Annotated in this window: 18 protein-coding genes; 1 reads left to right on the top strand and 17 read right to left on the bottom strand. The window is 49.0% G+C overall.

Translation table 11 applies throughout. From position 1 onward, the window contains the following. Nucleotides 1-8: 8 nt before the first annotated feature. The gene (locus PP769_RS19285) at nucleotides 9-1,283 is read right to left on the bottom strand and encodes a multiheme c-type cytochrome (RefSeq protein WP_312643422.1); all 1,275 of its coding nucleotides are present in this window, start codon (nucleotides 1,281-1,283) and stop codon (nucleotides 9-11) included. Then, nucleotides 1,280-2,617, bottom strand: coding sequence for a multiheme c-type cytochrome (locus tag PP769_RS19280; protein WP_312643419.1), 1,338 nt, complete (start codon nucleotides 2,615-2,617; stop codon nucleotides 1,280-1,282). The genes PP769_RS19285 and PP769_RS19280 overlap by 4 nt, the downstream gene beginning before the upstream one ends. A 575-nt stretch (nucleotides 2,618-3,192) precedes the next feature. Between PP769_RS19280 and PP769_RS19275 the strand changes: the two genes are divergently transcribed. Then, a complete protein-coding gene (locus PP769_RS19275; RefSeq protein ID WP_312643417.1) occupies nucleotides 3,193-3,651 on the top strand; it encodes a c-type cytochrome in 459 nt (152 codons plus the stop codon). Nucleotides 3,652-3,961: 310 nt separating this feature from the next. Here PP769_RS19275 and PP769_RS19270 read toward each other — a convergent pair whose 3' ends face one another. From PP769_RS19270 to PP769_RS19200, 15 genes are all read right to left on the bottom strand, one after another. Then, on the bottom strand, nucleotides 3,962-4,474 hold the full coding sequence (locus tag PP769_RS19270) for a DUF427 domain-containing protein (RefSeq protein WP_312643415.1): 513 nt from the start codon (nucleotides 4,472-4,474) through the stop codon (nucleotides 3,962-3,964). 594 nt (nucleotides 4,475-5,068) lie between these two features. Beyond that, nucleotides 5,069-5,956 carry a BLUF domain-containing protein gene (locus PP769_RS19265; RefSeq protein WP_312643413.1) on the bottom strand — a complete coding sequence of 296 codons (888 nt, stop codon included), beginning with the start codon at nucleotides 5,954-5,956 and terminating at the stop codon, nucleotides 5,069-5,071. A gap of 265 nt (nucleotides 5,957-6,221) precedes the next feature. After that, nucleotides 6,222-7,106: a phosphate-starvation-inducible PsiE family protein gene (locus PP769_RS19260; RefSeq protein ID WP_312643411.1), complete on the bottom strand. Its 885-nt coding sequence runs from the start codon at nucleotides 7,104-7,106 to the stop codon at nucleotides 6,222-6,224. Nucleotides 7,107-7,282: 176 nt separating this feature from the next. Continuing rightward, nucleotides 7,283-9,571, bottom strand: coding sequence for a PEP/pyruvate-binding domain-containing protein (locus PP769_RS19255; protein WP_312643409.1), 2,289 nt, complete (start codon nucleotides 9,569-9,571; stop codon nucleotides 7,283-7,285). Then, nucleotides 9,544-10,062, bottom strand: a complete 519-nt coding sequence (locus PP769_RS19250) for a pyridoxamine 5'-phosphate oxidase family protein (protein WP_312643406.1) — start codon at nucleotides 10,060-10,062, stop codon at nucleotides 9,544-9,546. The genes PP769_RS19255 and PP769_RS19250 overlap by 28 nt, the downstream gene beginning before the upstream one ends. Nucleotides 10,063-10,694: 632 nt before the next feature. Next, complete coding sequence (locus PP769_RS19245; RefSeq protein ID WP_312643404.1) at nucleotides 10,695-11,651, bottom strand: ethylbenzene dehydrogenase-related protein; 957 nt, start codon at nucleotides 11,649-11,651, stop codon at nucleotides 10,695-10,697. An 88-nt stretch (nucleotides 11,652-11,739) separates the two neighbouring features. Beyond that, nucleotides 11,740-12,378, bottom strand: a complete 639-nt coding sequence (locus tag PP769_RS19240) for a globin (protein WP_312643402.1) — start codon at nucleotides 12,376-12,378, stop codon at nucleotides 11,740-11,742. Between the two features lie 227 nt (nucleotides 12,379-12,605). Next, nucleotides 12,606-13,853, bottom strand: coding sequence for an NAD(P)/FAD-dependent oxidoreductase (locus PP769_RS19235; RefSeq protein ID WP_312643400.1), 1,248 nt, complete (start codon nucleotides 13,851-13,853; stop codon nucleotides 12,606-12,608). Between the two features lie 68 nt (nucleotides 13,854-13,921). Further along, nucleotides 13,922-14,278, bottom strand: a complete 357-nt coding sequence (locus PP769_RS19230; RefSeq protein WP_312643398.1) for a VOC family protein — start codon at nucleotides 14,276-14,278, stop codon at nucleotides 13,922-13,924. Nucleotides 14,279-14,332: 54 nt separating this feature from the next. Next, nucleotides 14,333-14,842, bottom strand: coding sequence for a sirohydrochlorin chelatase (locus PP769_RS19225; RefSeq protein WP_312643396.1), 510 nt, complete (start codon nucleotides 14,840-14,842; stop codon nucleotides 14,333-14,335). Nucleotides 14,843-14,854: 12 nt separating this feature from the next. Then, nucleotides 14,855-15,823, bottom strand: coding sequence for a MerR family transcriptional regulator (locus PP769_RS19220; protein WP_312643394.1), 969 nt, complete (start codon nucleotides 15,821-15,823; stop codon nucleotides 14,855-14,857). After that, entirely contained in the window at nucleotides 15,816-16,850 is a 1,035-nt protein-coding gene (locus PP769_RS19215) for a YbgA family protein (RefSeq protein ID WP_312643392.1), read from the bottom strand. The genes PP769_RS19220 and PP769_RS19215 overlap by 8 nt, the downstream gene beginning before the upstream one ends. 199 nt (nucleotides 16,851-17,049) lie before the next feature. Beyond that, nucleotides 17,050-17,538 carry a PDZ domain-containing protein gene (locus tag PP769_RS19210; RefSeq protein ID WP_312643389.1) on the bottom strand — a complete coding sequence of 163 codons (489 nt, stop codon included), beginning with the start codon at nucleotides 17,536-17,538 and terminating at the stop codon, nucleotides 17,050-17,052. An 11-nt stretch (nucleotides 17,539-17,549) separates the two neighbouring features. Continuing rightward, the gene (locus PP769_RS19205; RefSeq protein ID WP_312643386.1) at nucleotides 17,550-18,035 is read right to left on the bottom strand and encodes a DUF4149 domain-containing protein; all 486 of its coding nucleotides are present in this window, start codon (nucleotides 18,033-18,035) and stop codon (nucleotides 17,550-17,552) included. Between the two features lie 11 nt (nucleotides 18,036-18,046). Then, complete coding sequence (locus tag PP769_RS19200; protein WP_312643385.1) at nucleotides 18,047-18,631, bottom strand: redoxin family protein; 585 nt, start codon at nucleotides 18,629-18,631, stop codon at nucleotides 18,047-18,049. Between the last annotated feature and the right edge of the window lie 17 nt (nucleotides 18,632-18,648).

Here is an 18,648-nt window from a genome sequence, read left to right as displayed (position 1 = left end):
CGATGCATTTATGATGAGATCGGGACGTTTGCCCTTTCTTCTTTAATAAGCACCTTCTGAAAGGAGCGATCTTTTCGTCCAAGGGTCGCTTCGTCTTCGATGGCTTTCAAGAAATCATCCGAACCATGCACTGGCGCATAACTCATGGTGACGATGACGTCCATCGAGGGGGCATTCGCCGGAGTCGGAAAGCTGAATTTCTCCACCCGTTTTTCTTCAGGCTTCAATGACGTATCCTTCAAGATTTTGACGGCCTCAAAATCAAACACGGTTTGGGCACCCTCTGGATCGATATATATGCGCTCATAAAAACGTTGCTCACCATACACTTTGTTGAGATTTTTCCCAAGAATGGTCAGGTCGAGCACGATGCGAGACCAACCAGGGTGGGGCAAGGGCAGATTGTGAGGGACCAGGCTGTGGATGGTCACTTCCACTTGGGATACCTGCCCTTTAACATGGGTCGTGAACTGCAATTCAACTGCATTGGCCCTCACTTTTCCAAACCTTCCTGGAAAGCTATGATTTGCAATTCGCCTGGATGGTTCCCCTGTGGCCGATTCACCAAATGCCTCCGGCATATGACAAGCCTGGCAAGTTTTCCCATTCTGTTCAGCCTTGGTCTCTTGCCAGGATCCCAACCAGTCCGAATGTGTGATGGCACCGTTGTGAGAAGGAAGAGATTGGTGACAAGGCACGCAATATTGAGACTGCGTATACAGTTCAAGCTTCTGTGAATCATGAGCGAGGTTGTGTTGGGGATTGTCATAACCCCCAAAAAGCGTCTTACCCAATGAGAAAATGGGGTGAGGGGGACGGGTGCTGGAATCGACCTCGCTAATCAGGTGGCATTGCGAACAGCCGACTCCGTCAATCTGCGGATCTTTCGATTTGACCTCCTCAACGAAATCCTGAAACAGGTGCCCGTATTTCAGAATATGAGGAGCATGGCACTGGAAACACATCTTTTGCTGGTCCGTTGTCGCTCTTTGAAGATAACGGTCCAGGGTGACTCGAAAGGGCGCAGTTTCAATAGATCGGGATTGTGCGGAGGACTCCCATTCTTCAAAGGCACGTAAATGGCATCGCTGGCATTTATTGGACGGCGGAAAGGCTTTTTCCAGTGGCTTATCCGGAACGCTGGAATTATTGCCTGCCAGAGCCTCTCGCAAGATTATCTGGTTAAATGAAGCCATGACATTGATCACCAAAATTCCACAGATAACCATGACACCCAAAAAGAGCGCCAGGTTCTTTTTACAAATGAGGAAAAGTCGGTTCATGATTTTTTCGAAAGATGAGGAATGGTTTCCAAGGGTTTCGTGCGGAATGTCAGGAGACGGGGAGTCGTATATTGGTCGATAATTTGTAAAGCCTCATTTCGCTGCTTTTCTCCAGACAAGGTTGACAAATAGCGGCTCTGTAATTCTTTTCCGGGTTTCGGCATAAGAGCATAGCTAATTGTGGCCTCGATGAACGCCGGAGTGGTGTCTTCCTGGACTGCAATATTGAAGGGAATATGGCGGGTGATACCGCTGTTGATCAAGGGTTGTGGTATTGGTCCTCTTAATAATTCTTCAAATGAGCGTCCGAATGTTTTGTCCTCTTCACCAATGATAGCTCCTGTTTGATCCTTTACCATAACTTTGACAATGAATTGCTTGAGAACAGGGTCCCCCCCGGGGAACATGTGTATCAAGCTGCCATTGGGTACATGCAGAATACCCTGAACCGAGAACGTGGTCTGTGTGATCTCGATATTGAGGCGTGATGTCCATTCTGCCTGCACGTTGCGATTACTCAACATGATTCCCGGCGCCACAACTCCCTGAAACCAGTGGCGAGCCAGGGATCTGGAATGCGTCCCCCCCTTGTCGGTGGAACTGCCATAAGATTGTTCCATGTGGCAATTTTGGCAAACCAGGTCCTTCAGAATGGCTCCGTTCAGATGTGGTTGGGTAACATCCTTGACCTTGCTGAAGTGACAGGAGGTACAGAAATTCGCTCCTTCATAGATCTCCGCCTTTTGTGATTGATGGGCCAGGTTATCCTCTGGATCACCGTACGGGCCGAAAAATGTGGATCCAGGAACGAGTTGAAATACCGGATAATCATCATCCTTTCCCCCTGAGGCCTGGATGAGATGGCAGGACGCACATCCAATGCCTTCCACTTTGATGTGGTTCGGTCCTCTCTGGACTTGGTCAATAATGCGATCTGCATATTGTGGGAAGACGGTGACGGCTGGGACATGGCAAGCCAGGCATTTTGTTCGTTGTTCAAGAGTGGGCTGAGTCTGAAGCCACAAACCAAGCACAGTCCTGAAGACAGGAGACTTCAGGGCTGTGCCATGAAGCAGGGCCCCATCCATCCGTCCAAACGAATGAAGATCCTCACTACGTTCCCTCATGCCTTTCCATTCTTCAAAATGCCGGTCATGGCACTGCTTGCACTGTGTTGAGGGGATAAAGATCTTCTCAATTTCATCGAGCCATGTGAGATCCTTTGTCGATTGTCCCTCTTCCTGTGACCATACCGGGCTGGGAAAAAACTCCGCAGCCACCAGCGATAGGCTTAAAACAACCACGAAGACCAAGTGGAATGTGGTGGGTCTCATATTTATCAATACATACATTATCTTGACCCGAATAGTCTGTGAGCGGGATCGGTCGGCAGCATCCTTTGACGTATTCTTTTGCTGGCGTTCCATCATTCTTTATCATATCGTGCACTTCAGGAGCTCAAACAATCAAAATACTCAATCCTTCGACAGAAACTGCGGTGGGTTCATTTCCATATTTGGTGGGTACAGACTTTCGTCAGACATTCCGCCCATCAGTACTGGGATGTCGTCCATAGTTTTTAAGTAAATTCCGCTTTTTATCCGCCAACCGATCAAAGATTTCGTGGTCCATCTAGACGTCTACTTGATGGAAGATAACACTCTTTTTCGAGCCCAGCCTTGCTGTGTGTGGCGAAAGTCAGCAACGCGTAAAACAGAGATTTGAGATCTCAAGTTAGGAAAAATTATCCAACATTGGACAAACATTTAGTTTAGACCACCCCAGAAATGTTAATGTTTCGCATGAATTGTCGGAATTGTATCCAGTGATCAAATATCTTCAAATAAAAAATACGGGAGCGGAGACCATAAGGCACATGCGTTCTATTGATGGGACTCTGAGAGGAGTAATGATTTTACTAGTAGGGTGGTTTGGCGGGTGCAACCTCCCGGAGCCACCTCATACCGCTGAGTCTATTCCAACTGTCTACGCAGATTTACACATGCCGGATGGTTGGTGGGCCGACAAAGCGATTATTGATGATGGTCGTCAATTGTACCTGGGTTTGAATAAATCGAATGTCAACTGCGCACAATGCCATGGTAAAAACGGCAAACCTGTGATAACCGCAGCTGTGAGCTTCCTCGATGTGGATAAAATGAAAAGTTATTCGGACTCCCAGATGCTGTGGCGAATTTCCGAGGGAGTGCCCTACAGCACTATGGGAGCCTTTAAGGATAAGCTCTCTCAAGATGAAATTTGGAAGGTCATCGCGTTTGTGAGCTCGTTAGGAATGGATGGTTTGCGATATGACCCCAATTCGAAAAGTTGGATTCCCAACAAGGTGCGTCCGGGAGGAAATCTTTGAGGTCTATGAAAAGGTCAAAATCTTGTGCTCCTATGCTCCACTCGACCTACTCAAGCAGGTTTCGTGGTGGATGGGTTCAGCACTCATATTTTCTTCTATCAACAGTCCTGTTGCCTCATCAAGCATGCACCGTCCATCACAAAGATAGGCTTCTGATTGTGAGGCTCCTCGAGTGAAGTCTCGTGACGAAATAAGTTTATTCAAGGGGCCATGGTCTCTCGTCACATTTTCATAATAATAAACGCTCTGCCTCTTCCCGAGGATGTACCTTATAGAAATTTTCGATATGTGAGTGGTCCTATTTGGTCTATCAGAATTCCGTATCCGGCTCGCCTTTAAATGGACCGAGTATTTTTGAGGTAATCCACCCACCATACAATTCACCCGTATGTATTTTGACCTTTTGCTTTCCCACATAGCAGGCATCCACTTTTCCGGGAAAAAATGCCAAATAATTGGCAATATTCTTATACCTTTCCCCGGGATTAGGGTAACTCCATGCTGCATCTATCGACATTCGTTTCCCGATTTGTATTGACCAATATCGTGCCATTCCCTTCCACTCGCATACGGTTTGTCTTGCGCTCAGTATCAGGTAGGCGATTCGGACATCAGTGGGTGGGAAATAATATGTCGGAGGGCTTCCGGTTTCGAGAAGCCGATAGCCCTGAGTTGTTTCAGCCAGAACCAGTCCACCAAACTCAACTCTAATTTGTTGATGAACCCGCTGTAGTCTGGGTGGACGAGGGTAGCTCCAAACAGACTCTTGCCCGCGCTTCGGAATCTGCATTTTCGGGTTTTGTTCAAAGATGAGTTTTTGCATTGTATTGTCCTAAGCTATGTCTCTTTTTAATTGACGGCTGATGCCCTACCCCCATATTAACATTTTCTTGAGGAGTCCTTTCCTTTATTTAACTACATCACCCGCGAACTCTCCAAGGAGATCCTCAAAAACCCTAGACAATTCTGCAAGACCTATGTGTTGACGGAGAGTCCTGTCGAATGAAATAACCAGCCGTCTCTAGAACGGGATAGTGGGTGAATCAGGACCTGGCGGCCATGAATAACGGAAAGTTGGTGGAAAACCGGTTTGTGGGAAAATTCATGCAACCTCTCGGTACATCGAAATTGGACTTGGGAAAAGTATAAAAGATATCTGCCCTATATCGGCAGGTGGGCGCGACAGGGCAAAACGATTACCGGAGGTGACGGGATCATAGTTAGTCGAGAATTACATGGGCGCAAAGACTGAAAGAGCTGGAATACAAGAATGTCCGACGACTGAGTAAATTGTTAGCCAATTCTCGCGGGAATATAGGACCGTGAAAAAACGTATTTGCAAAAAAACACAATTTCGGGTAGGACGTAAGACAGGGCAAGTCTTGCGTCAATGAAAGGAGCAGATGAATTACATTTTTTATTTCCGATTATTGGACTCACTCCAGGTGAGCCGTCTTTCGATGAGCCAGTAGGTGGTGCCTAAAGCCAATACCACCGCAGCAGTCCCAAAAATATAGGGCGGGGTTATTTCTTTAAAATCGAATATGATTACCTTTCTGGTGATGGCCATCAAAGCGGTCGCCAACACTAATTTGATGTGAATGACGTCTTGGCGAATATAGAGCGTAATGTTCATGAAAATTGCTATGGCAATGATTGGGGCTAACGATGAACTAAATATTGGAACAATATCCCGAATGGTGAACGTGGTAAAGGTGGGGGCCACTAGTTGTTGATAGAGGATATATACGACATCAACCACGCCCCAGAGAATGGTAAAGACCATGAGTACGGCCAGAACCTTTACGGCTCCGCGAATAGTGTGATGAAGAATTTTCATAAACCGATCTTCTTCATCCAGGGAGAGTTCTTCCTGGCCGATTTTTCTGATCCGCTCCTTCCGGAAATGATCCATCAAGGAGTCGACCAGGCTCACCTGACTGCCCAAAAATGTCGTATTGAAATTCTTTTCCTCAAAATCCTTGAGTCCTTTGACCGCCTCAAAGTCCTCGCCGGAGACCCGTTTAAAGCCCATGCTCCAGTCGGCATATTCATGCTGGTCGATGGGCTTTTTCTTGACAATCTGAAAATTGGTATGCCGCGGATCGCGTTTGATGGTTTTGACTAATTCATCAACCACGCCCTCTTCACCTTCCAAGATTTGAATAAAGGTTTTATTGCCATAAAGCAACATTCCGGTGATGCCTAAGCGGGCATTATTTTCTCGGGCCGTTTTCAGAATGTCTTCTAAGTCACCCTGAGACATGGCTCGTGTGGCCGAACTCAAATAGGTGATTTGGATCATGGGCTCAATTTCCTTCCGACTACTCTCTGAAGGTTAAGGCGGACGTCGCAAGCTGTCATTGGCGTATAGCGTAATGGCTAGTCCTTACCCGTTTTCGTTGAAAGGCCTCCTTGAGAGTATGTCTCAGACTTCGCGAGTTTTCATTCTCTCCCCGCTCGTATACTCTCGTGTGGTTCAGATGTGTCCACGATTTCAGGGATAGACCACGACAACGCAAGATGAGCGAAGCTTGAATTTCAGAACACCTCCGTAAGGTCGTGGGTACCTATTGATTTTCTGACTCACCGGTGGGCAACGGTCTGTCTATCAGCCAGTAGGTGATGCCTAAAGCCAACACCACGGTCGCCGTGCCGAAGATATAAAGCGGGGTGATTTTGGAAAAGTCAAATATAATGACCTTTCGGGCAATCGCCATCAGAGCCGTGGCTACCACTAATTTGACATGAATAACATCTTTTCGAATATAAAGGGTAATGTTAATAAAAATCTCTATTGCGATGAGCACTGCCATAAAGGCACCGAAGGTGGTGACAATATCCCGAATGGTGAACGTGGTAAAGGTGGGGGCCACTAGCTGTTGATAGAGGATATATACGACATCAACCACGCCCCAGAGAATGGTAAAGACCATGAGTACGGCCAGAACCTTTACGGCTCCGCGAATAGTGTGATGAAGAATTTTCATAAACCGATCTTCTTCATCCAGGGAGAGTTCTTCCTGGCCGATTTTTCTGATCCGCTCCTTCCGGAAATGATCCATCAAGGAGTCGACCAGGCTCACCTGACTGCCCAAAAATGTCGTATTGAAATTCTTTTCCTCAAAATCCTCGAGTCCTTTGACCGCCTCAAAGTCCTCGCCGGAGACCCGTTTAAAGCCCATGCTCCAGTCGGCATATTCATGCTGGTCGATGGGCTTTTTCTTGACAATCTGAAAATTGGTATGCCGCGGATCGCGTTTGATGGTTTTGACTAATTCATCAACCACGCCCTCTTCACCTTCCAAGATTTGAATAAAGGTTTTATTGCCATAAAGCAACATTCCGGTGATGCCTAAGCGGGCGTTATTTTCTCGGGCCGTTTTCAGAATGTCTTCTAAGTCACCCTGAGACATGGCTCGTGTGGCCGAACTCAAATAGGTGATTTGGATCATGGTTTGAATCCCCCTTATATTTTGGCTAAAAAAACCTCATAGAGCTCACAATACAGATCAATTGACCGTTCAAAAATTTCACTTGAGGATCTTCAGGAAAATTAGTATGAAATTGGCTTCACTATCCCCAAGCCTCGGCCGTTTATTTTTTTAAAATTATTTAATTGGGATGCCAGTCAGATTGGGTACGTTTGTTCGGAAAAGGCCTGGTCTTCCAGTTCGAAATCCGGATCTCCAATCGTCACAATTCCAAGGTGACCATCCACCATCAGTTGATCTCCATTGCCAATGAGTTGAGTCGCATGGGTAATGCCATTCACACAGGGAATGCCAAGCTCACGCGCAATAATGGCCCCGTGAATCAACATACCCCCACGTTGCTCAACAACGGCGGAGGCGAGAAGAACCAGATGGGTCATGGTCGGTTGAATGGATTCACATACCAGAACGTCGCCTTGTTGAAAATTTCGGAACTCTTCAATGCCGTTCACGACACATGCCGGTCCCTCTGCCAGGCCGGGGGAAGCCGGTTGTCCTATGAGCTGACGGGGCTTTTCGTTGTTGTCCGAGGTTTGATGCAAGGCTTCTGATTCATCTTCGTCAACGTGAATGGGATCGTGTTGGTGATCTCGAAGTAGTTGGCAAATAAGGGGTGCAGTTGTTTCACTTGGATTTTTTCCGGTCAGTCGCCCGGCTGGGCGTAAACGGTGAGCTCCAAGATGCAACGCTCGAAGGAACTGGCTTTCAATGCGTCCCAAAAGAATATTGTCATCATCACGGAGGCGCCAGCTGAGTTGGCCGATGGCGATGACCTCCCGGGCTTCATCCTCGCGCGTCATTCCTACAGCCTCTATCAAACGCTGTTGAATGGCCATGGAGTTGATCTTTCCATTTTCCTCCCTTTGCGCTGGTTTTGTTGTGGCGAAAGTCTCGACCTGGCATATCAAATTGAACAACGAGTCCGGCCGATCCACCAGACGTTCACCATTATAGGAGGTGTCCATAAAGGTCGTGAGAAAGCGATCGAAATCCCTCAGAAAATCAGGCCCACCTTGGATATTCATAATTTGTTGCTTCAGAGCTTCCCAGTTTTCTGATGACTTGTCCGATACGGATATCGCACTTTCCTTGAGTTTTCTTTTGAGGAGGGGAATATTTTGGACCTGTTGAGCAATGTGTTCAAGAGCGGCATTGCGTCGCGAAGCAAGAAAATCCTGTCCCCTGAGGAGCAGCATGAATTCATAGGGGTCCCGGGGCTGAAGGGCATCATTGTAATAGGCCCCCAAATAGCGTACCCCATGGGCAAGAGGAATAAAGTCTTTCTTATAAATTTCCCTCCAGGATGTGAGGGTAGAAAGTCTTTCCTCCATACATTCCGCAAGATGGCTGTCATCCAGTATTTCAATGTTCTGGGTAGCCAATTGAGCTCCAAGGCGTTCAAGTTCAGGAATTAATGTTTTGGAAACTTTTTCTGCCAGTTGACGAAGTTGTGGGAGTTTCGGGCGAAGGGTCAGATACCAGCCACGGTCATCTGATTGGACGACAGACAGACCGGATGTAATGGGACGGGCCTGGAGGACTGACAGTATGCCACCTTGTTCCGCCCATTCCATATCGGGAGGCCATCCGAACAATTCCTCCACTTGTCCAAGACGTGTATGGAGTACTTGTAGATCATGATCACTCAAGAGGGCAGAGTCATGTTGTTCGCTATTCCGGACCCCCGCCTTCCACTCGACGACTTCCCCGGAGCTCCGGTTGAGTATCCACCGGTCAGGTTCCAAGAGTCCGTCAACCAAATTCGAGCATGGGCCCGGGACCGCTTCCACAATTTCCCTATCCAGAGCCTGGTTTCGAGGATCACGCCCAAAGGCGACGCCGGAGTGTTCAGCAGGAACCATTTCCTGAATGATGACGGCCATGAGACTGTGGCGTGGGTCGAGGCGTAATTCCTTGCGATACAGCAAGGCCGCATCCGACCAGAGGGAGGCCCAAACCGCCTGCACGGCTCGAATCACCGATTCCTGGCCTTGAACATTCACGATCGATTCATGAAGCCCGGCAAAGGAACGTTGAGCCGAGTCCTCCCCAGGAGCCGAAGATCTCACGGCAAGGGGATGTCGCGAATTTAGCCGGGATAGAGCCTCATAGACGGCTTGCTCAAGCTCAAGCGGAGGGGGAGTTCTCAAAAAGGCTGATCGGATTCGCAAGGCCGCGTCCCAGATTTCTTCCCAGCGCATCTTGTTCAAAGGTTTCCGTCCCAACTCCATGTGAATGACATTCGGCAGATCTGAACGAGAAAGCACGTGTTGATAGGCAAAAACGGTAAGGCAAAAACCCGATGGAACCTGGACACCTGCAGAGATCATCCTTGTGAGAGCAGCCGCCTTTCCTCCAACCACCTTCACATCATGACCAGCCGTCTCGCCAAGGGAAACTATCCAGGTATTTTTTGGGGAATCCACTGTCGGACCTCCTGAAATCGTTCGACATGAAAATACCTCACGATTTCAATGCAAAACAGTGCCACGGTTGGTGCGCGAACGAAACCGGAAAGATACCCATGGCGCGCTGTCAATAAACGCGACCAGAATTCGAAGTCCATGCCTTCCCCAACACGTTTGGCCTGTCCTGTTGCAGTGACGGCTTCCACATTCATCATATTGTCGGGATGCTGGCACCGATTGTCGATCAGGAGTGCGACCCGATCGCTTTGGCTTAGTAGCTTGAATTTTCTTGTGGTGACGGGGGTGGCAAAGACAGCGGTAGCCAAATCTTCTGTCATCGAAAAAGCCACTAAAGAACCATATGGATGTTGTTCCCCCTGTGTGCACAACACCGCGAAGGGCTGAGAGTCCATTAGCCGCCTAATTCGAAGAGAAAGAGACTCTCCAGGTTCTTTGGACGAAGGGTTTTCGCCATCATATTCAAAACCGAGCGCAGGTTCTTCGATCACGTTCGTTCCCTCTTTGTATTTTGATATTATTGAAAGAGATATTTTTCAGAATGTAAGACCTGTTTTTCTGTTCAAATCCCGGCCATTGACAGAATGCGTGTTTGTGTGGCTGTGGCATGACGCTGCTGAATGATCGTTTGGACAGAAAAGTCTGTTCCTTGAAAAACGACGGGGGGTTGGAACCTTTCTCTCAACGCCAATACGGTCCTGAACTTTATGGCTGAGATATCCCTTCAGGCAATGGTCCAAGCCAAGTCTTGTTGAAGTGATAGGTATACTATCATTAGTGAAGAAAAACAATTTCCACAACATGAAAATTTAAAAAATACCACTGAGACAAGGGATAGCCTGACGGTGGGGGTAGTCCCAACCCTTCATTCCGCGGCTAGGGGAAAGGCCTATTTCAAGTCCGAAAAAAAACTGGAGAGGGCTGACATCCTGGATCAATGTTGGGAGACAACATGTCCATCTGGTTCGATGGAGTTTCTGTAAGTGAAAGTATCAGGCGAAAATGCCAGTCTAGCTTTAACTCCAAAGACCAATCAATTTTGAAATAACAACATATGAGGCCAGCCCCCGGTTTTAGCCGGGGGCTCAGGGTAAACTGATCATTTTCCTAAAAGAACATATGACTAATTCGGCATTTGAGCGGTAAACCAGGTCGAAATCCCTTTCATCCCATTACGCTCTACATTCGAGCCGTCCCACACGGCAAAGGCCACCGGAAAGCTTGAACCGGATTTAAACTGGACATCGCTGGGATCATCAGTGGTCAGGGATCGTTTCATGACGACCCGCCACGTTGGTCCATTGCAGCACCCTCCCTTAAGGGCACCATACGGTTCCCATAATCCGTTGCCCAGCACGTTTTGTGAGGCCTGGGTGGTGAGAGTGCTAAAGCCGTTGGCGTTCAGATCTTCTACTGAACTGATCCGCAGTGAAGGGTCTGACATGATATTTCCAGACCAGATGCCCTCATTAAACGGGCCGGAGCTTCGTCCGGTCCGATTCGTATACGTGACTCCTCCTGACGGCTCCTCATAATAGTAGTCCCAGGCGATTGCGGGGTATTGTTGATCCACGTCCCACATGCCGGCCACTCCCGCGCCAAGGTCTTTTTGCCATTCAGCGTTCCATCGCCAAATATTCACGGTCCCCCCCGATTGACCCATGCACTGAAATGGGGGCGCTCCGGAATCCTGAACCGGAAACTGGATGGCCATTTGATCCCTGAAATCTTGAGGCCCAATGGTGGTATTGTTGAGGGTCTGGTCACCCCAGTTGGCCCAGACTCCAATGTCTTTCCCATTGGTCGCCATCTTCACCATGACCGTCTTCACGGAGATATTGGGATGCATCGGGGTGGTAATGGTCTGACCACTCAGTGGAACGACGACTCCAGGGACGGACTCCCAAACTGGGTTTGCCGCATCCATCGCGATGTCACCCTGGATTAAAGTAATGGGAATCGTTACCGGTTGGCTTACGGCTAGAGGGATGTCGATTATGGCAAATGCAGCGGCTGCAATCAGAATTCCAGGGAGGAGCATGATTGAGATTGTTCGGCGTGGATGCATAGGATATTTCATATTGTTCCTGTTGGCTATGAGGTGAATTCCCAAAAATCCAATTCAAGACATGTTTGTTTTGGAATGTTGTCATGGCATCGGTGGCAAATCAGCACCATGCTTTTTTAAGCCTTGGCTTCTTTGATAGCTTGACTTCTGCAAGCCGATAACGACTCCACAGACCGATAGAGGCGATTCCGCCTGCCAAAATCATGAAAGTCCCCAAAAGAAATGTAAACGGTTGGTTCATGCGATTATTCCTCCTTGTGATGAATGGAAAGGGCGATGAAATCTTTGCAAGGGACAAGGATTCAGGTTGTTGTCCCCACAAGCTGATGCTCACCCCGTGAATGATTTTTCTCCAGGCAGATTCCATGGCAGGGCTCCAGGCATCCTCCGCCAACTCAGAAAAAATGTCCAAATACGTTTCCGACATCCTGAGCAGTTGACTCGGTTCCAGGTGGCTCACCGTTGTGGGAAGCAGGTCTGTCCATTGTTCTCTGATGGGTGATTGAATTTTTCCGCATGAGCGGATTTCCCTGATAATCGTATCGAGGATCTGGACGATTCGCCTGCTGAACGGTTGTAGTCCCATTGAATGGAGAGAGGTTGTGACCTCAGGATGATCACGCAACAGCCGATGGAAAAGTTTATCGGCAAAAGCATCTTCAGCGTCCTTAATCCATCCTAGACCACATTCCAGAATATGAATGTCCGTATCTGAAAAATTGGGGGTAATTTGGTCCATGTCAACGCCTTTCCTTATGGTCTCTGAATGGTGCTCCATTCACATTGTACACCCTGGGATTTGAAGGAGGCTAAAGGAGGCCGAAGGGAATTGGAAAACCTTAGACAAGCGGACCGTTCACTCTCTGTGTTTACTTGACTGAAGGCAGACGGTCTCAATGACCAGAAATCGAAATTGGAATTTTGTCGGCCGAGGGAAATTCTAGAAAACGGGGAGGATGCCGCATATCATGCCTCCAGCCATTTACGAATATCCTCCGCGGCACGCCGACCGGAAAAGAGGGCGCCATCAATAGTCCCGGTGGCACAAAAATCCCCACACACGAAGACTCCATCCTGAACATGTGTCTGACGGGATAATGGATTAGGAAATGGTGGGACCTGGACGGGTTGAGCGGATGTGATGTGATAGGCTCGAATTGGCTGCCAGTCTTCGACTTGTGAACCAAACCATTCACCCAATTGTTGGCGAACTCCGATGGCAAGGTCTTCCTTGGAAGGATCCGAATGGTTTAAGACTGAAACGGAGATTAATTGCTTTTTGGTCGTGGAATAGGTCGGGGCAATCTGAGTGAGGACACAGAGATTATTGATTGGACCGACCCCTTCTCCGTTTAATAAAAGATGTGGCCCCGAATAGGGCGGCTCAGGGGCCCCATAGTAGAGACAGGTCACGCGGCGATAGGCGGACGATGTAAGGCCGGGAACAAGTCTCATTGCGGCTGGTCCGTCGGTGGCCACGACAACAGCGCGAGCGGATAGGGCTTCCCCGGATTCCAAGGTCACTGATGTTTTCTGAATGGATGCGACCCTGGCTTGAGTTCGAATCCGTTCTGCCGGAAGACGGGATACTAATTGTCGGGGAATGGCTCCCATGCCCCAGGCGGGAAGTGAAATGTCTCCGGACGCAAACATCCGTAAGGCAAATTCTGCCATACGACTGGAAGTCTGTAATTCCGGATCCAAAAAAACCCCACCAAGAAATGGTCGAAAAAATCGTTCGATCATGGAGGAAGAAAATCCGAAATTTTTGAGATGTTGGAGTGTTGAAGTTTCGGGCCTTTGAAACAGATCGTTCAAGGTTTCAGTACCTGCTCGATAGCGGAATGTGGCCACCCGGATTTTGTCTGAAAGGGTTCCGATAGGGGTGAAGAGCGCTTGAATGCTCTGAATGGGATGTCGGAAGGGATCCGGCATTCGATGCCATTTTCCAAGACACCGAATTGCCGCACCAGGAAAAAAATGTTGGAGCTCGAGGGCCTGATACTCCAATAGGCGTCTGGCCTCAGGGTAAGCAGTAGAAAAGACCTGGAAGCCCCGGTCTAGAAGGAAGCCATCGACGTGATCTGTGCGAATCCGCCCCCCTGCGTCTTCGGATGCCTCCAGAAGTAAAAAATCGATTCCATAGTCCGCTATGGTTTTTGCGCAGGAAAGTCCGGCAAGGCCGGCTCCGATAATGAGCACATCAACATTCATAGATGAAATATCTTTGGGTCAGCTGAGGAAGAAAAAAGATATGTTTGTTGTGTCGAAAGATGTGCAATTTATGGCTCTTCTAACACCTCAATCGAATTGCCGAAGGCATCGGTGATGTAAACCGAATTGAGTCCGTCCCGATGGGTGACGAGATCTCCAAATTTGTTGGCATCTGGGCGACTGAGCGCAAAATGTGAAGGATGTTCCTGAGGGAGGACCAGGGCAAGCTTGGTATTGGCAAAAGCCAGAAGCGCCCAGGACTCATCGATATAATCCACGCAACAATTGAAGCGAGAGGTATACCATTCGACCGCTTCGGCCACGTTCGGGACGGGAATGGCCACATGGTGGATGGAATCCAGTTTTGGAGGTCTGGACGAGGAATTTGGCTTTTTGGTCAAGGTGTTTTGCCCTTTGGCAGCCATGCGCTTTTGCTTACCTCTCTTCACGTGTGTTTAAGGAAAGAAAAAAATAAAACCCTATGAAAATTGTTGGATGTGCTCTATCAGCATTTTTGAGACCTTTTCCAGGTTGAACGGCCAGGCATAGATGAGAGTAATCTGTGGGTGTTTCTTGCGAAGTTCTTCCAGTTCTTCGGGGATTTCACTTTCGGAATGCGATCCTCCCGGAGTAAACATGGTCGAGACCACGGTAATCGTCTGGGCCCCCTGGTGTATGAGGGATTCAACCGCTTCGGCGAGTGTTGGTCCGCAGAACTCGTTATAGGCCAGGCCGAACAACGAACCATTTAAGAGTGGCTTCATGGCGGCCCCAAGGGATTCGAGTCCAGCCTGGTAAGGATCCGTTTCAGGAGTCCGGGGCCATGTGCGAACTTTGATGTCCAATTCTAATTCTTCCGGCGACATGGGGCTGCCGGTTGCCCTTCGCTGGGCTTCAAGGCGTTTCAGTTTTGTGATGAGATCAGAGGGGTATCCTTTGGGAATGCCTCCGTGTCCGACAAGAAGAATGGCTTTTTTGACTTCTGACATGTTGTGAGCTCCCTATGATTGCCCGGAAATGGATGATGATGGGTGGAAAGTCGTGGCGTTTTCACCCATGCCAGTTCGTAGTTGCAATGTTTTGACATCCTGGACTTGGGTGAAATAGGTAATGTTGTGAGTGCGAAGAAGAGGCACATACGGTTTAAACCCCGGTCCCCCCACCATTACCGCACACGAAGGCTGAAGAAGTCGAGTGATCTTTTGTAGCCAGGACCGTAGTATTTTTTCTTCTAGTTCTAGGTTGCAGGAAAGGAGAATGAGCTGTGTTTGTTTCCGGCGCAGGGCCAATTCCAGCATCTCAAATGCAACATTGGGCCCGAGATAGATGCTGTGCCATCCAAGCCCTCGCAGAAGAATCGCCGCAGTCAGTGGAGCAATTTCATGAAAGTCTCCAGGCACACAGGCGATTAAGGCGTGCGGTCCTCCAAGAGGAGGTTCTTCTCGTAGAACGTTAATGAGGTGTTGACGCACCAACCGGCTCACGCTTTGTTCCCCCCTCAGACTCATCCCTCCTTGATGCCACAGGTCGCCAATCAGACGCAAGACCGGAAAAATAATGCTATCCAGGGCTTTTTCAAGCCCCAATTGATTGATCCATTTCTCAATCATGGTGGTAATGGCCCGTACGTCCTGGTGCCGGGCCAACCGAATCATGTCCTGGGTGTCATTCCAATAGAGAGAGGCTATTCCCGAGAGATTGAGAGGGACTTGATTCATCGATTGTCGGAGTTCGCGCTCACCGGCTTGCGCCAATTGCCCAATGGATTCACCATGATCCAATTGTGATTTCAAGTACAGGAGGAATTGAATGTCATCTTCGGTAAAGAGTCGATAGCCGTTAGGGCCTCGCTGCGGATGGACCAAATGGTAGCGTTCTTCCCATTTCCGGATCACGTGGGTGCTGAGTCCAGTGGTACTGGCCACAGATTTAATCCGATAGGTCTGGGAATCTTTTAGATTGTTAGACATGGTTACGTAACATGAGTTCCTTGGGGTGCGGGTTGAGGTAGACCTGGTCAACTAAATAGGGTACCTCCAGGATGCGCACATAATGTTTAATGAGCGTGAGCGGCACGGCCAGGGGGGTGAGTTGCCGGTGGTAATCCTGAATGGTTTCCTGCAACTCGGCCCGTTCAATCGGCTTCAGCTGTTTTTTGAAGTGGCCCGCCAGATGCTGGAGGACATTCACATGCTTTCGTACTGTGGCCTTGCTTTTCAGCGCGTCCATAAAACGCGGGCCATAGTGACTGGCCAGGGCATCGGGTGTGTACTGGCCTGCCTTTGCGATGAGTTGTCCAAGGTCGTGATAATGCGAACGGCTGTGGGTGAGCAATAAATATTTGTGACGGGTATGGAATTGGACAATGGCCCCACGGCTGATCCGATCCTGTTGATAGAGGGTTTTCCACCTCCGATAACAGAAAATGCGCTCGATAAAGTTTTCCCGAATTGGTGCGTCGCTCAACCGTCCTTCTTCCTCCACAGGGAGTAGGGGAAACGCTTGTTGAAAGGCGGCTGAAAAAATACCGGTACCCTGTTTTGAAGGTTGCCCTTTCTCGGTATAAACCTTGACCCGATAGACTCCGCAACTGGGGGAACTTTTTTTAAAAATATATCCATCCAAATCACTTTCCTGTAACTCCTGAACCCGGCGCTGACTAAAGGTCTGGAGTGTCATGGTGTGATCAATGTGGGAGCGGATGGTCAGGAGTTGTGGGGCATCTGGATTCCCTGCCAAATGCATGGCCTCTCGCGGGGTGCCTAGTCCCGCTTCTACTTCGGGACAGACCGGAAGCCATTCGACAAACGGGGCCAGCACATCTGTGAGGAAGGCATCCCGTTTATGTCCGCCATCGTATCGAACCGTGTCGCCGAGCAGACATTGGCTGATGCCCAATCGCGGCTTATGCTCTGAAAGGGACTCAGCCAAATTTTTGTCAAGTTGAGTCGTTTTGTTGTGAGGCTTGAGATCGATGTCGATTAATCGTGTGGTCATATGGATATGTAATCCCTCTCCTAAGGGGTGATGGATCCGCGTGACCCGTGTTGCAGATATCTCAATTCTTCTCCGGCGTTGAGTACCCGTTCATGCACCATCAGCCTCCCAAGCCGCCCCAATACTTTTCAGCTTCATCAACACTTCGGATTCGGTGACCCAGAGGGATGGATTGCTGTCCTGTACACTTTTAATCCGCTTACATGGCTTGAGGAGTTTGCTCCATTAAAACCGATTCACTGATTCGGACCAGGCTCACGGTGCGTTCACCTTGTGGTCCTGTGAGTCCCAGTCTTACGCTGCTTCCTATTTCTCCGCGGATGAGCCCAACCGCTTCCTGGTAGGTTTTGCCGGCTACGGGGACCCCGTCGACGGTCAGAATTTCTTCCCCATGATTCAGCCCGGCACGTGCGGCGGGCCCGGACGGATGCACGGCGCGAATGATCAATCGAGCTGGTTCTCCAATTCGACCGGCTGTGATATGCAATGCAAGTCCCACAATTCCCGAGGGAGGGAGTGTGTTGGGTCCTGGAGGACTGGCATGAGGATTCGTGGTGGCCGCTAAATCAATCGAGCGGACATCCTCACCCAAAGCCCATGGTGTGCATACTATCGTCGAAAGGACCAGGGCTCCTAAAATTTTGAGACACTGATTTACATTGGTATTAAAGGGTAAGCGTATCGGCATAGAAATCTCCTTTATGGCAGTGTGGATGACAGGCCGGAAAAACCGAGAATACACAAACCCATGAGAAGGACAAGAGAATTTAATTGCACGGAACGCCGATGGAGGCCATCTCTTTGTCGTTGAAGGAGAGGTGTGGAAATCCCTTTGAGTTGTTTGGCTTTGAGCTGATCGCTGAGTTCATTAATCTGGGCAATCAGAGGAGTCCGGCAATACTGCTCGATCGCCAGTATTCCCAACCACAACGTAGCGGGGACAAGCACCACGGGTCCGAATCCATGGAAAAAACCCAGGGCGAGGCTGGTGAACCATCCAACGGCGGCACTGAGCATTCCCAATCCGTAGTAGGGAGGAAACAAACTTCGCACGACTCGTGCAAAAGCATCGGCATCCAGCGTCCGTGAAAGCACGGGTGCTGTGACGAAGGAAAGAAAGACAATTTTCCCCACCAACACGGCGCTGGCCAACAAATTAAAAAAAATGAGAATGTGTTCAGTCATCGCGTCACCTCTTAAGAAACATTGGCGAGCAGGCTTCGGGACACCCGCAAGGCCTGGTCAAAATCAGGTAGCTGTCCCATGGGTACCATTTCAACATATCGAATAATGCCTTGATAATCCAGCACCACAACGGCGCGATGAAGAATACCGGGTTGTTCGAGGAGCAGACCGGAACTGGCCCCGAAATGATAATCAGGGGCATCAGATAAAAAGGTCATATTGTGAATATTTGCTTCGGTGGCGAACGTCTGCTGGTCCTCATACGTATTCGTGCTCAATGTGACAAAGGTCATCATTTGATCCAGGCCGCCATTGCGTTCACTAAACCGGTGTGTTTGTTCATCACACACCGGAGTATTCAATTGGGGAACAATGCTTATCAAGGTGACGTGACCCTTCAAGGTATCAAGGTTCACGGCCTTTCCATCTTTTCCGATTACGGTCACAGAGGGGATGAGGCTGCCTTTCTCTAATGAGAGAGGCGCTCCCAAGACGGAGGATCCCCAGAAAAGAATAACCAATCCGGCAGTCAAAACTGGAAAACACACCATGAATAAAATGAGCCAACGTGATTGTTTTTTATCTGTGATGTTCATCGGTTCGCTCCTTAGCA

The sequence above is a fragment of the Candidatus Nitrospira allomarina genome, from assembly GCF_032050975.1.
GTDB classification, from domain to species: domain Bacteria; phylum Nitrospirota; class Nitrospiria; order Nitrospirales; family UBA8639; genus Nitrospira_E; species Nitrospira_E allomarina.
This window is presented reverse-complemented; position numbering and strand designations above follow the sequence as displayed.

Excerpts from the sequence above, each read along its gene's own strand:
- PP769_RS19285 (WP_312643422.1), bottom strand. The coding sequence starts at position 1,283 with ATGAACCGACTTTTCCTCATTTGTAAAAAGAACCTGGCGCTCTTTTTG.
- PP769_RS19280 (WP_312643419.1), bottom strand. The coding sequence starts at position 2,617 with ATGAGACCCACCACATTCCACTTGGTCTTCGTGGTTGTTTTAAGCCTA.
- PP769_RS19275 (WP_312643417.1), top strand. The coding sequence starts at position 3,193 with ATGATTTTACTAGTAGGGTGGTTTGGCGGGTGCAACCTCCCGGAGCCA.
- PP769_RS19270 (WP_312643415.1), bottom strand. The coding sequence starts at position 4,474 with ATGCAAAAACTCATCTTTGAACAAAACCCGAAAATGCAGATTCCGAAG.
- PP769_RS19265 (WP_312643413.1), bottom strand. The coding sequence starts at position 5,956 with ATGATCCAAATCACCTATTTGAGTTCGGCCACACGAGCCATGTCTCAG.
- PP769_RS19260 (WP_312643411.1), bottom strand. The coding sequence starts at position 7,106 with ATGATCCAAATCACCTATTTGAGTTCGGCCACACGAGCCATGTCTCAG.
- PP769_RS19245 (WP_312643404.1), bottom strand. The coding sequence starts at position 11,651 with ATGAAATATCCTATGCATCCACGCCGAACAATCTCAATCATGCTCCTC.
- PP769_RS19240 (WP_312643402.1), bottom strand. The coding sequence starts at position 12,378 with ATGGACCAAATTACCCCCAATTTTTCAGATACGGACATTCATATTCTG.
- PP769_RS19235 (WP_312643400.1), bottom strand. The coding sequence starts at position 13,853 with ATGAATGTTGATGTGCTCATTATCGGAGCCGGCCTTGCCGGACTTTCC.
- PP769_RS19230 (WP_312643398.1), bottom strand. The coding sequence starts at position 14,278 with ATGGCTGCCAAAGGGCAAAACACCTTGACCAAAAAGCCAAATTCCTCG.
- PP769_RS19225 (WP_312643396.1), bottom strand. The coding sequence starts at position 14,842 with ATGTCAGAAGTCAAAAAAGCCATTCTTCTTGTCGGACACGGAGGCATT.
- PP769_RS19220 (WP_312643394.1), bottom strand. The coding sequence starts at position 15,823 with ATGTCTAACAATCTAAAAGATTCCCAGACCTATCGGATTAAATCTGTG.
- PP769_RS19215 (WP_312643392.1), bottom strand. The coding sequence starts at position 16,850 with ATGACCACACGATTAATCGACATCGATCTCAAGCCTCACAACAAAACG.
- PP769_RS19210 (WP_312643389.1), bottom strand. The coding sequence starts at position 17,538 with ATGCCGATACGCTTACCCTTTAATACCAATGTAAATCAGTGTCTCAAA.
- PP769_RS19205 (WP_312643386.1), bottom strand. The coding sequence starts at position 18,035 with ATGACTGAACACATTCTCATTTTTTTTAATTTGTTGGCCAGCGCCGTG.
- PP769_RS19200 (WP_312643385.1), bottom strand. The coding sequence starts at position 18,631 with ATGAACATCACAGATAAAAAACAATCACGTTGGCTCATTTTATTCATG.